The organism is Marinobacter fonticola (assembly GCF_008122265.1).
GTDB lineage: Bacteria > Pseudomonadota > Gammaproteobacteria > Pseudomonadales > Oleiphilaceae > Marinobacter_A > Marinobacter_A fonticola.
Genome location: NZ_CP043042.1, coordinates 372,477 through 385,233 on the forward strand (window position 1 = coordinate 372,477; position 12,757 = coordinate 385,233).

General features: G+C 59.2%; 10 protein-coding genes. 5 read left to right on the top strand and 5 right to left on the bottom strand.

Going from position 1 to position 12,757, the window contains the following annotated elements; genetic code table 11:
* The first annotated feature begins 280 nt into the window (after positions 1 to 280).
* Positions 281 to 1,606, top strand: coding sequence for a DcaP family trimeric outer membrane transporter (locus FXO11_RS01710; RefSeq protein ID WP_227546009.1), 1,326 nt, complete (start codon positions 281 to 283; stop codon positions 1,604 to 1,606).
* 103 nt (positions 1,607 to 1,709) lie between these two features.
* Here the strand turns inward: FXO11_RS01710 and modC are convergent, their stop codons facing one another.
* The 5 genes from modC to FXO11_RS01735 form a co-directional block, all read right to left on the bottom strand.
* Positions 1,710 to 2,810, bottom strand: coding sequence for a molybdenum ABC transporter ATP-binding protein (modC, locus tag FXO11_RS01715; protein ID WP_148861282.1), 1,101 nt, complete (start codon positions 2,808 to 2,810; stop codon positions 1,710 to 1,712).
* Positions 2,803 to 3,498: a molybdate ABC transporter permease subunit gene (modB, locus tag FXO11_RS01720; RefSeq protein WP_148861283.1), complete on the bottom strand. Its 696-nt coding sequence runs from the start codon at positions 3,496 to 3,498 to the stop codon at positions 2,803 to 2,805. Before modB ends, modC begins: the two co-directional genes overlap by 8 nt.
* A 15-nt stretch (positions 3,499 to 3,513) precedes the next feature.
* The gene (gene modA, locus FXO11_RS01725; protein WP_148861284.1) at positions 3,514 to 4,332 is read right to left on the bottom strand and encodes a molybdate ABC transporter substrate-binding protein; all 819 of its coding nucleotides are present in this window, start codon (positions 4,330 to 4,332) and stop codon (positions 3,514 to 3,516) included.
* Positions 4,333 to 4,403: 71 nt separating this feature from the next.
* A complete protein-coding gene (locus tag FXO11_RS01730; RefSeq protein WP_148861285.1) occupies positions 4,404 to 4,781 on the bottom strand; it encodes a winged helix-turn-helix domain-containing protein in 378 nt (125 codons plus the stop codon).
* A gap of 119 nt (positions 4,782 to 4,900) precedes the next feature.
* Entirely contained in the window at positions 4,901 to 6,106 is a 1,206-nt protein-coding gene (locus FXO11_RS01735) for a 3-oxoadipyl-CoA thiolase (RefSeq protein ID WP_148861286.1), read from the bottom strand.
* Between the two features lie 187 nt (positions 6,107 to 6,293).
* On the opposite strand from FXO11_RS01735, the gene FXO11_RS01740 reads away from it, so the two are divergent.
* The 4 genes from FXO11_RS01740 to FXO11_RS01755 all read left to right on the top strand — a co-directional run bounded on the left by FXO11_RS01740 (position 6,294) and on the right by FXO11_RS01755 (position 12,722).
* Positions 6,294 to 7,640 (top strand): hypothetical protein, encoded by a 1,347-nt coding sequence (locus tag FXO11_RS01740; RefSeq protein WP_148861287.1) that lies wholly within the window; start codon positions 6,294 to 6,296, stop codon positions 7,638 to 7,640.
* Between the two features lie 351 nt (positions 7,641 to 7,991).
* Positions 7,992 to 8,816 (top strand): IclR family transcriptional regulator, encoded by an 825-nt coding sequence (locus FXO11_RS01745; protein ID WP_148861288.1) that lies wholly within the window; start codon positions 7,992 to 7,994, stop codon positions 8,814 to 8,816.
* A gap of 531 nt (positions 8,817 to 9,347) precedes the next feature.
* Positions 9,348 to 11,441, top strand: coding sequence for a 3-hydroxyacyl-CoA dehydrogenase NAD-binding domain-containing protein (locus FXO11_RS01750; protein ID WP_148861289.1), 2,094 nt, complete (start codon positions 9,348 to 9,350; stop codon positions 11,439 to 11,441).
* A 96-nt stretch (positions 11,442 to 11,537) separates the two neighbouring features.
* Positions 11,538 to 12,722 (top strand): acetyl-CoA C-acyltransferase, encoded by a 1,185-nt coding sequence (locus FXO11_RS01755; RefSeq protein WP_148861290.1) that lies wholly within the window; start codon positions 11,538 to 11,540, stop codon positions 12,720 to 12,722.
* The last annotated feature ends 35 nt before the right edge of the window (positions 12,723 to 12,757 follow it).

A 12,757-nucleotide genomic window follows, 5' to 3' on the forward strand; every position in this document is an offset into this window, starting at 1 on the left:
TAAACGAAGCATGAATCATGGATGTTGGTCTGTCAATCGCCCAACTTACCTGCGCTAACTTTTCTAATACGAGAAACAGCAAAATTTAGTTTTAAAAGGTTGTTGTTGAAAACGGCTTTGACTATATTCGGAAATACGGAAGCCGGTATTGCTTAGCGGAACCTGTCATGGTTGTTGTACCGCATAGCGAAATAACAGGTAGTTAAAAGAATAATAACCGGCGGAAGGACCAAAAAAGAAAGACGCGACTCTCTACAACAAAGAAAAGACGAGGTTTGAAATGACAACAAGAAATGGGTCATTCAGAGCACACCCACTCACCCGCGCGGTGGCTCTTGCAGGACTACCGCTGATTGCAGCTATGTCGATGCCGGCAAACGCCCAGGACGATGCCGAAGTCGAGGAGCTGCGCCAGCGTGTCGAGCAGTTAGAACAAAAGTTAGGCGCTGCGGTATCCACCGCGCCGGAAGCGACCCAGGATAACCCCTACATCCTGCGTGAAGGCGACGGTCTCAAGATTGGCGATACCACGATTTCATTTGGTGGCTTTATTAAGGCCGATCTGATCTACGGCTCCAACGGCAACGGTACGACCAACGCCTATAGCGTTGGCCTGGCACGTAATTTTGCGTCTTTCGCAACGACCGATAACGATTGGAAGGCTGGTTTCTCTGCCCGTGAGTCCCGCTTCAGCTTCGGTACCGAAACCGAGGACGTCGGCGGTCACGCCCTGCGCACCTACCTGGAAATGGACTTCAACACTGGTGCAGACGCGCCCGGCAACGAGGTCGTGTCCAACAGCTATAACCCGCGCCTGCGTCAAGCGTACGGTGCCTGGAATGGTTGGGAATTCGGTCAGACCTACACCACTTTTAGCGATCTTGCGGCTCTACCCGAAATTCTGAACCAGGGTAAGATGGCGGCCTTCATCTATACCACGCAGCCGATGATCCGCTACAACATGGCGGCACCGGGCGGTAAAATCATGGTTTCCTTGGAAGAGCCTGAGGACGGATTCGGTTCTACTTCGTATGACGACCAGTCCTATCCGGATCTGGCTGCCCGCTACCAGGTTCGCGGCAACTATGGCTTTTACTCCATTGCCGGCCTCGTGCGGAGCTTGGAAGATGATGCATCCGATGACTCGAAAGTGACCGGAGCCGTCTCTCTGAGTGCGCGTATCCCGACCTTTGGCCGCGATGATCTCCGCATGCAGTACAGCTATGGCTCGCTGGGTCGCTACATGGGGTTGTTCACTTACCCGGATGTCGACTTGGTCGAGCAGGCCCAGGGTGAGGTCGATCCTCTAAAGACCTATGGTGCGACTATCGCTTACCGCCATTACTGGTCGCCGACATGGCGCTCGAGCCTGGTGGGCTCGCACACGGAAATCGTCGATGACCTGACCGTGCGCCAGCCGGCCCAGCCGAATGGCACGCTCAGCTACTTCGACTCCTCTACGTCGGTGCATGCCAACCTGATGTGGACTCCCCATGCCAACTTGACGTTGGGTGTCGAGTACTCGTACTGGGACTTCGGCGTTATTGCGTCTGAAAGCAGCGAACAGTACGAACAGGTCATGGCGTCAGCCATCATGCAGTTCTAAAGATGTACCGGGCCGGCTTATGCCGGCCTTTCCTTCTGTTACTCGGTTGTTTTGCCCGTTGCCTCGGATCCCCTCCGGGGCCTTTTTCGTAGAGCGGACCGGGTTATGGCCGTTGCGCAAAAGCGATGGTCCTGACCAGGGCCGTTACGGTTTCTCGCTGCGCCAATCCCATCTCGTCATAGGATTTCCGCGTCAGCCGGGCTCGCAAAGCCTGCCCCCCAATCGTTAGTCGAAGCTCCATGGCAGCCGGATTGTCGACCGGCACCGCAGCGTCCTCGATGATGGCCTCAAGTTGGTTGCGATAGCTGGAGTGAGGTTGAGGCGCCAATGCCAGGGCGACCTCTCGAACCGGGATGCGCAGCCGTATAGGGTGGCCTTCGGGTGCATCGCCGATAAGTGGAACGGTCAGTGTTTGTCCGTCGGCCAGCTTGAGTAGGGTGAGGTGATACTCTAAATCATGCGCCTGCACCTGCGTCTCAAGGATCGATGCTGCGTTGAAGCCGCCCAGATACGGTGTCAGGTCAAAGCGCATTAGCAATTCGTCCAGCGGACCGTCCGCGATGACATGGCCTTGATCCATCAGTACCAGGTAATCGGCGATGGCCGTCAACTCTTCGGGATCGTGACTGACATATATCACCGGGATGTCGATCTGCCGGGTCAGTTGCAGAATGAAGTCCAGCAGCTCCTGCTTGCGTGGTCCGTCCAGGCCGGACAAGGGCTCGTCCATCAGCAGCATGCGCGGACGGCTGAGCAGGGCGCGGCCAATGGCGACGCGCCGGGCCTCGCCACCGGAGAGCGTGGCGGGAAATCGATCCAGCAGATGGCCCAGCCCTAGCAGCCTTACGATAGCGTCGAAGTGGGTTCGATCCTTGCGAGGCATACCGTAGGCAAGGTTGCCGCGCACCCGGTAATGGGGAAACAGCCGGGCTTCTTGAAACACAACGCCCAGATGACGTTGCTGAGGAGGCACAAAAAGGCCGCGCCCAGTGTCCGCGAGGGGCTCGCCGCCGATCAGAATGCGCCCTTGCTGTGGCCGGTCGAGCCCGGCGATCAGGCGTAGCAGGCTGGTCTTACCGCTACCGGAAACGCCAAACAGGGCCGTTACTCCCCGCTGGGGCAGACTCAGATCAGCCTCAAGCTGAAAGGTGTCCAGCTGCTGTCGTACTTGAATCTGCAGACCTTCGGACGCTGGCTCAGTCATCGCGCCCCCGTAACCGGCTTTTGGCCCGGCGGGCAAGCCATTCGGATGCGATCAGCGAGAGCATCGCGATAGCGATGGATAGCGCGCATAACCGCGCCGCAGCAGCCTCGGCGCCGGGGGTCTGTATCAGGGTATAAAGAGCCAGGGGGAGGGTGCGGGTTTCGCCCGGGATATTAGCGGCGAACGTGATCGTGGCGCCAAATTCGGACAGCGCCCGCGCGAAAGCGAGTACCGTTCCGGTGATCAGACCCGGTATTGTCAGCGGTAGCGTAATCGTGCAGAAAACCCGCCACCGGCTCGCGCCCAGGGTGCGGGCGGCCGCTTCCAGTTGCGTATCCACCGCTTCAAGCGATAGCCGCACGGATCGCACCAGTAGGGGAAACGCCATGACGCCCCCGGCCAGGGCGGCGCCCTGCCAGGTAAATGGGAGTTGGATATCGAATACCCGATTCAACCACTGGCCGAGCAGGCCCTGGCGACCCAGGGCGATCAGCAGCAAATAGCCCACCACCACCGGCGGCAGGACCAGCGGCAAGTGGAGCAAGCCATCCACGATCGACTTGCCGCGAAAGTCTTTTCGCGCCATCAGCCAGGCCACAAAAATGCCGGGCGCCAGTATCCAGGCAATGGCGCTGCCCGCGACCTGCAGGCTGATGGCAATGGCCTCCCATTCGGCATCGGTCAGCACGTGTCCAATAACTCCCTATTGCACCTGTTGTTCGACGGGGGTGAAACCGAAGCGCTGGAAAATCGACTGGGCCTGCTCGGTTACCAGCCATTTGCGGAAGGCTTTCACCGCGTCCCCCGCGTCCGGGCTCACGATGGCAACTGGGTAGGTGATGGGCGGGTGGGTGCGCTGCGGGAAAAGTCCTAGCGTCTTGATGGCCTTGCTGGCCAGCGCATCGCTTTGGTAGACGATGCCCAAAGGCGTTTCGCCCCTTTCCACGAGAGCCAGGGCAGCCCGGACGTTGTCGCTACGGGCCAGACGCGATTGTAGCGTGGACCATTCTCCCAATGTTTCGAGTGCTTCCCTGGTATAGATGCCGGCGGGCACGTGAGCCGGGTCGCCAACGGCCAGACGCTCGCCGGGCGCCAAAAGCGATGCGATAGGTGCGCCGCTGCCTGGCGAAAAGCGGTCGATGGCTGCAGGCCGCGAAGCGATCAGGGCCAGGCGATTATGGAACAGGTCCGTGCGCGCCTGTAGCCGGATGCCTTGTTCGCCCAGCCAGTTCATCCAGCGTGCATTGGCGGACACGTAAAGATCCGCCGGGGCGCCGTTGGCAATCTGGCGCGCGAGTATGGACGAAGCAGCGTATACGGCGGTGATGTCCGCTTCATGGTCTTTCTCGTATTGGGCGATGGCCGCATCCATGGCATCCGTCAGGGAGGCGGCGGCGAATACGCGGAAATGGGGCTCGGCAAAGGCGGGTAGGGACGGTAGTGAAAAGAGTGCCAGAATCAGAACGAGCGCCGGTAAAAGGCGGGTCTGACTAGCGGTCAACGGGCGGTGGCGGCCTGGCATGGGGAATCCGTTGTGTATAAATGGAAATAGCGGAATAACTATAGCCCGAATAGCGAGAGCGGCCAACCCTACTATTGCTCTGTGTCGGGAGGGGGCTGTAGTAAATTGAGCAGAGTGGTGGCTTCCGGCGCCGTGTCCGGATCAATCCGGGACTGCAGCGCGCGGTATTGTTCGAGAAGCGTTTTGCCCCGGGTGGTGAGTTCGGCGCCACCGTGCTGGTTGCCACCGGAGGAGGTGGTGACGATAGGTTCGGCGAAGTGCTGATTCATGGTGGCGATCAATTGCCAGGCTTTCTTGTAGCTCAGCCCCATCGCCCGGCTGGCGGACGAAATCGATCCGGTGCGGTCAATCGCCTCCAGTAAGTCGGCCTTGCCGGGGCCGATCACCACGTCTTTGCCGGAGACCAGTCTAAGTTGAAAGCGGGGTTGTGTGTGATGTGTGCGTGTCATGGTCGGACTCAGCGTAGTGAAGAGACCGGTCCTATGATGGATGGGGGAGGCAAAAAAAGAAAGGCAGGGCCGGAACCCTGCCGGATGTTTTCGCCAGGCATACGCCTACGGCGATGAAATCAGTCTGTGAAACGCTCCAATACGGCAGCGACTCCCTGACCAACGCCGATACACAGGCTGATCAGCGCATAACGGCCGCCGGTACGCTCTAGCTGGCGGGTTGCGGTGAGCGCAATGCGTGCGCCTGAGGCTCCCAGCGGATGGCCGACGGCGATAGCGCCGCCGTTCGGGTTGAGGCGCGGATCCGTGGGATCGATGCCCAGCTTGGTGGTGCAACCCAGAACCTGGGCGGCAAAAGCCTCGTTAATCTCGATGACGTCCATATCCTTCAGGGTCAGACCGGCGCGGGCCAGGGCCTTTTCGCTGGCTGGTACGGGACCGTAACCCATAACGCTGGGCGAAACGCCGGCGATGGCTGCAGAGACGATCCGCGCGCGAGGGCGCACACCCGCCTTTTCGCCTGCGGCAAGAGAGCCGACGATCAGAGCGGCGGCACCGTCGTTAACGCCCGATGCATTGCCAGCGGTAACCACGCCGCCTTCAAACAGGGAGCGCAATCCGGACAGCGCCTCCATGTCGGATTGGGGGCGCGGGTGTTCGTCCTTGTCCACAGTGACCGCAGGCTTCTTGCGGCCTTGTGGTACTTCTATGGCAAGCAACTCTTCATCATAGAAGCCGTCTTTCAGTGCCGCGTCGTAACGGGCCTGACTCTGGGCGGCGAATTGGTCCACCGCTTCCCGCGACAGCTTTAGCTCGTAGGCAATATTGTCAGCGGTCTGCGGCATGGTGTCGTTGCCGTATTCGTTTTCCACCCGCGGGTTGGGGAAGCGGGCGCCGATGGTGCTGTCGAACGCGCGGAACTCCCTGCTGTAGGGCGTATCGGCCTTGGCCATGACGAAAGGCGCACGGCTCATACTCTCGGCACCACCGGCGACGAACAGTTCGCCTTCGCCACAGCGCACGGCGCGGGCGGCATCGATAATGGCGGCCAGGCCGGATCCACACAGACGGTTGACGGTGAGGCCGCCGGTCTCGACGGGTAAGCCAGCCATCAAACCCGCATGACGGGCGATGTTGCGCGCGTCTTCGCCGGCTTGGTTGGTGCATCCGGCGATGACGTCCTCATATAACGCTTTGTCGAAGTCGTTACGCTCAACCACCGCCTGGATGACGCTGGCCAATAAGTCGTCGGGACGGACTTTGGCGAGGGCGCCGGCATGGCGGCCAAAAGGTGTTCTTAGGCCATCGTAGATGTACGCAGACATGGCATCTCCCATCGTCAAACCGTTCGGGTTTCCGTCGCAAAAGACTATTCGAGGGAAGCCCTAAGGGCTTGTATCGGCATAAATGTTAATATAGTTTCGTTTAGCGAAACACAGTTTTGTATATGAGCTAGATTAATCGGGGGATACCGTAAATGCAAGCCGTCCCGACGTCCGAAGCCGGTCACTCATGACGGGCTATTTCCTGCCCTTTGCCGTCCTGTGCGAGCTGATTGCGCTGCTGACGGGAACGGAGGTTCTGAGCCTGATTGCCGGCTCCGTTTTCCTGATCTACTTCCTTCTGCATGTTGGGCGCCTGGAAGGTTACGCGCGTTATCTCATGCTGGTCACTGTCGTCACGCTCGCCGGATTGTTGCTTTCGCAACGCCTCTCCGGCGAGCAATTGGCAGAGGCCGCCACAGCCGCCGCTTTTTACGGCGCGTTTCTCGGCAGTCTGGGAACCATGCAGTGTCTGGTGCGCCGGTTCGAGGTGCTTCGGCGCATTCACGATGTGCTCCTGGGCGGTTCGCCGGTCTGGCTCTATCCCAAGTATGCGCTCACCAGTTTCAGCGTGGCCTCGGTGCTGAATTTCGGTGTGATGAACCTGCTTTGCGGGGCACTCTCCGAAACGCTGAGTCAGCGCGGCATCACCGGGGCTGCCCGCTTGCGCTGGCTGCGTAGCATCCTAAGCAGCACCCTGCGCGGGTTTGCGCTGGTTCCGCTAATCGCGCCGACCAGTGTGGCGGTGGCGATCATCACGCGGGAGGTGCCGTCTCTCAGCTGGGCGCAGATTCTGCCGTTCAGCGCTCTGGCGGCACTGATCTTTGTCGGTGTGGGCTGGCTGCTGGAGTACCGGCGTTTCAGTCACATCAGCGCCGAGCGGGCATCGCTTCAGGGCTGGCCTTCCGGCACCGCTCGTCTGATCGTTGTCATACTGAGTGTCTTTGCCCTCATGACGCTGGTGGTTCTGGCAACCCCTTTAAATGTGTCCCGCGCCGCTATGCTCTCGGTGCCAACCGTTACCTTCCTTTATATGTGGCTGACCGACCGGGGGGTGGGCGCGGTGGCGACGGAAGTCGCTGGCAGTATTGCGGGTCTGAGCAACGAAATCTGTATTTTCGCCGCATCGGCGGCTTTGGGTGTCGCCCTTTCGGCCCAAGTGCCGCCGGAAGCCATTACCCAGTTACTCGACGGCCGGGCGAGTCTATTTCTGCTAGCGGCGGGGAGTATGTTGATGCTGCCTCTGTTTGCCGCAGTGGGTATTGCGCCGATCACGGTGTTGAGTTTCCTTGCCGGCCTGCTCTCGCAGCTTGCGGCGTCCGGACTGGAACCATTATGGGTGGCCGTGGCCCTGGTGATCGGCTTCTCGATGGCGATGATGCTCTCGCCGTTCGGGCCGTCAGTCATGCTGTTGTCGCGGTTTGGTCAGCTGTCGCGCTGGGTCGTCGCTTTCGGCTGGAATGGGGTGTTTGCTTTGGTGTGCATTCCGCTAATGCTGTTGTTTTTGTGGACTTATATTTCGCTGGGCGCCGTTTAGGCGCTTGTTATTAGATAAAGGTGAGGAATTCGTCTACTATATTTTGCATGGCAGAACGACATACCGTGCAGTCACTTACTTTTTTCGCAGTCAAGCTGCACTCCGGCAAAAAGAGTGAAACAAAAAGAAATAGTGTTTCAAATTGGCACGTATATTGATTGAAAGCAGGTGGTACTTACATTGGACTCTGATTAAAATAGGGCAGTTTTCATTCATCAGAGTAATAACTCTTTAAGCGAATCACCTAAGCTGCCAAAGCGCGTTGGTCACCTGTCTTGTGTTCCAGTTACGACTGGAAGAACGATCCGGCCATTCGTGAAGGTTGAAGGCTGTGGGGAGCACTAGGCAATTATGACGGCAAAACAGAAAATTAAGACAGACCTGGCCTTGGCGGCCGGTGATAGTCGAGCGAAAGGGCCTGAAAAGGATCGCAAATTCGTTGAGGCGCTGTCCCGTGGGCTCGACGTTCTGCGTGCCTTCAGTCAGGGGTCCGTAATCCTCGGCAACCAAGATATCTCGCGCCTGACCGGGTTACCGAAGCCCACCGTCTCCCGCATGACCTACACACTGACCAAATTAGGCTACTTGAGCTACAACCCGTTGCTTGAGAAGTATCAGCTCAGCTCGGGTGTCCTGGCCCTGGGGTACGCTTACGTCTCCAACCTGAAGGTGCGCCAGCTCGCCAAGCCCTACATGGACGAGTTTGCTCGCCGCACCAATATGTCTGTCGGCCTGACCTGTCATGACCGCTTGCACATGATTTATGTGGAAAACCGCATGCCTCCGGAAGCCACACTTCTGCGCATGGAGATTGGTCTGCGCTTGCCGATGGCAACGACCTCTGCGGGGCGCGCTTATTGTTCCGCTATCAGCGAAAGCGGCCGCAAGATCCTGATGGATGGTATGGCGAAGAAGTACGGCGACCAGTGGCCGGAAAAGAAAGAAGGTCTCGAGCGCGCCATGGAGGACTACAAGACCAATGGTTTCTGTCTCTCCCTCGGGGAGTGGGACCGCAATATTAACTCTGCCGGTGTGCCGGTCCGCCTGGAAGACGGCACCACCATGGTGCTGACGTGTGCTGCGCCGTCCTACCTGATCTCCGGCGAGAAGCTGCGCGAGTCCATCGCTCACCAGTTGGCGATGCTGGCCAGCGATATCGAGGCACTTGGGGTCTGAGTTCAGCGATCCCTCGCATTCGAAACAAGAAACCGTAGGCTACGGCCCGCGGTTTTTTTGCCTGTATTTTGTGATGCCACTCCCGAACTTTACTGCACCCGCGTAGCGTGCTGATGAGTCTAAGCCGAACCGCAGAATGTTTCTCATGGTCGATACTGTGACCTCGTGCAGGAATCGGATGGCTGTCCTCGTCTTCGCTGCTATAAAGGGCCACCCCTGGCCCCTATAACGGCCGGGACATCAACGACCAGGACATCCATGTCCTTCCTCCGGCGAGGACTGCCATCCGCTTCTTCTGAGCTTGAGTTAGCTTCTAGAATAAGGCGGTTCGCAGGCTCACCACATCCTCCTTTTCTTTTGGTTCTTTCCTCCTCGGCTGCATCAACTAAGCTATCTAATTACCCGCCGCGTTGAACCGTCTGTCGACGCACTGTCTCAATTTGCTGTTGAAAGATGGTGTGAAAATGGTTTAAATCGTTCTTAAGTTTCGCTTAATAAAACTGCATTCCATAGAAACACAAGGAGAGAGCAATGTCAGAGGTCGTCACCTATCAACGCGAAGGCGCTATTGGCGTCATCACCGTTAACTACCCACCGGTCAACGCCCTCAGCCATGCCGTGCGCTCCGGATTGCTCGACGCCCTTAAGCAGGGGCAAGCCGATGCGGAGGCTAAGGCTCTCCTGCTGGTCTGTGAAGGCCGGACGTTTATCGCGGGTGCCGATATCCGTGAATTTGGCAAGCCGATGCAGGAGCCCGGACTGCCCTCCGTTGTGGAAACCTACGAGAACAGCGACAAGCCAATCGTTGCCGCGATCCACGGCACCGCTTTGGGCGGTGGTCTGGAAATGGCCCTGGGTTGTCACTACCGCGTCGCGCTGGAAAGCGCCAAGGTCGGTCTGCCGGAAGTGAAGTTGGGTCTGCTGCCCGGTGCTGGCGGTACCCAGCGTCTGCCGCGTTTGGCGGGTGCCCAGAAATCGCTGGAAATGATCACGTCCGGCGATTTCGCTTCCGCAGCCGATGCGCTGCAGTCTGGGATTGTCGATGCCGTCGAAGCCGGCTCCGATGTGAAAGCCGTAGGCCTGCAATTCGCCCAGAAAGTCGTCGATGAAGGCAAGCCGGTACGCCGTGTGCGCGAACTGACGGACAAGATTGAGGCGGACAAGGGCAGCGATGTTTTCGAGCAGTTCCGTGCGGGCCTGCAGAAGAAGGCCCGGGGGCAGTTCTCCCCCTTTAAGTGTGTGGACGCCGTGGAAGCCGCTTTCCAGCTTGCGTTCGACGAGGGTATGAAGCGCGAGCGTGAACTGTTCATGGAATGCATGGAATCGCCCCAGCGCGCCGGGCTGGTCCACGCCTTCTTCGCCGAGCGTGAGGTATCCAAGGTTCCGGGTCTGTCCAAGGACACGCCGGTCCGCGATGTGAAGTCCGTGGGTATTATTGGCGCTGGCACCATGGGCGGCGGTATTGCCATGAACTTCGCCAACGTCGGCATCCCCGTTCGCCTGCTGGAGGTCAAGCAGGACGCGTTGGATAAAGGCCTGGCGATTATTCGTCGCAACTACGAAAGCACGGCCAAGAAGGGACGCATTACTCAGGACCAGGTAGAAGAGCGCATGGCGCTAATCACACCGACCCTGGCCTATGAGGATTTTGCCGATGTCGATCTGGTGATCGAGGCCGTGTTCGAAAACATGGGCGTCAAAAAAGAAATCTTCGGCACCCTGGACAAGGTCTGCAAGCCCGGCGCTATCCTGGCCTCCAACACCTCCACCCTGGATATCGACGAGATCGCGTCGTCCACCAGCCGACCGGAAGACGTGGTCGGTATGCACTTCTTCAGCCCCGCCAATGTGATGAAGCTGCTGGAAAACGTGCGCGGCACCAAAACCTCCGACGACGTGAAGGCGACGGTGATGGCTATCGCCAAGCGCATCAAGAAAGTCGGTGTGCTGGTGGGCAACTGCTACGGCTTCGTCGGCAACCGCATGCTGCACCAGCGTGGCGCGGAAGCGGTCAAGTTGGTCAACGAGGGCGCATCCCCCCAGCAAGTGGATAAGGTGCTGACCGACCTGGGCTTCCCCATGGGGCAGTTCGCGATGTCTGACCTGGCGGGTATCGACGTGGGTTACCGTATCCGCGAGGAGCGCCGGAAAGCGGGTGAGGACATCCCTGCAAACTGGATGGATAAGCTGGCGGAAGAAGGCCGTCTTGGGCAGAAGACCCAGGCCGGTACGTATCTCTACGAGGAAGGCAGCCGCAAGCCGATCCCCGATCCCAAGGTGGATGCACTGATCGCCGAGTTCCGTAAGGAGCAGGGTATCGAGTCGCGCGAGATCTCCGACCAGGAAATCCTCGAGCGGTGCATGTACGTGATGATCAACGAAGGCGCGAAGATCCTGGAAGAAGGCGTCGCCGACCGCGCACTGGATGTGGATATTGTCTGGATCTACGGCTATGGCTTCCCCGCTTACCGCGGTGGCCCCATGTTCTGGGCCGACCAGGTGGGCGTGAAGGAGATCTACGAAACGGTCAAGCGTTTCCACGACACCCTGGGTGGCGATCAGTGGAAGCCGGCCGCACTGCTGGAGCGCCTGGCGAAGGAAGGCAAGACCTTCGGTAGCCTCTAAAGCCCTTCAGGAATGACCTTTGCTGAACCTGCGGCACGCTTAGCGCGTCGCAGGTTCGCGTCCAAACAACCCTAAAAGTTATTCGAGGACTCTCTCATGTCTGACGCCGTCATCGTCTCCACCGCCCGCACCGGTCTGGGCAAATCCTATCGCGGTGCGCTGAACAACGCGCACAGCGTCGATATCGCCGGCCACGTCATCCAGCATGCCATCCAGCGCGCCGGTATCGATCCGGCCATCGTCGAGGACGTGATTCTGGGCGCCACCTTTCATGAAGGCGCACAGGGCAAGAACATAGCCCGTCTGGCGGCCGTGCGTGCAGGCCTGCCGGTGACCACGGCCGGCCTGTCCATCAACCGTTTCTGCAGCTCCGGTTTGCAGTCCATCGCCCTGGCGTCCCAGCGCATCATGTCAGAGAAAGTGCCAGCGATGGTAGCCGGCGGTGTGGAGTCCATCAGCCTGGTGCAGAACGACAAGATCAACCAGTTCCGCGCCACCAACGAATGGCTGATGCAGAACAAGCCCGAGCTTTACATGTCCATGATCGAAACCGCGGACATCGTCGCCAAGCGCTATAACATCAGCCGCGAGGCCCAGGATGAGTACGCCCTGGTCAGCCAGCAGCGCACCGCCGCAGCGCAGGAAAAGGGCTACTTCGACGACGAGATCGTGCCTTACGACGCCACCATGCTGGTGAAGGACAAGGAAACCGGCGAGGTGAGCGAAAAGCAGGTCACACTGACCAAAGACGAGTGCAACCGTCCCAACACGACGCTTGAAGGCTTGGCCGGTCTGAACCCGGTACGCGGCGAAGATCAGTTCGTCACCGCCGGTAACGCCAGCCAGCTCTCCGACGGCGCATCCGTGTGTGTGGTGATGGACAGCACCTACGCCGAGAAGAACAACATCGAGCCCATAGGCATCTTCCGCGGTTTCGCGGTCGCCGGTTGCGAGCCGGACGAGATGGGCATCGGCCCGGTCTATGCCATCCCACGCCTGCTGGAGCGCACCGGTCTGAAGATGGACGACATCGACCTGTGGGAACTGAACGAAGCCTTCGCCTCCCAGGTGGTCTACTGCCGTGACCGTCTGGGCATCCCCATGGACAAGCTGAACGTCAACGGCGGCTCCATCTCCATCGGCCACCCCTACGGCGTTACCGGCTCGCGCCTGACCGGTCATGCGCTGATCGAAGGCAAGCGCCGTGGCGCCAAGTATGTGGTGGTGACCATGTGTATTGGTGGTGGCCAGGGTGCTGCCGGTCTGTTCGAAGTCGTTTAATCCGCAGTTTCCGCCGGGGTGGTTCGACGCCGCCC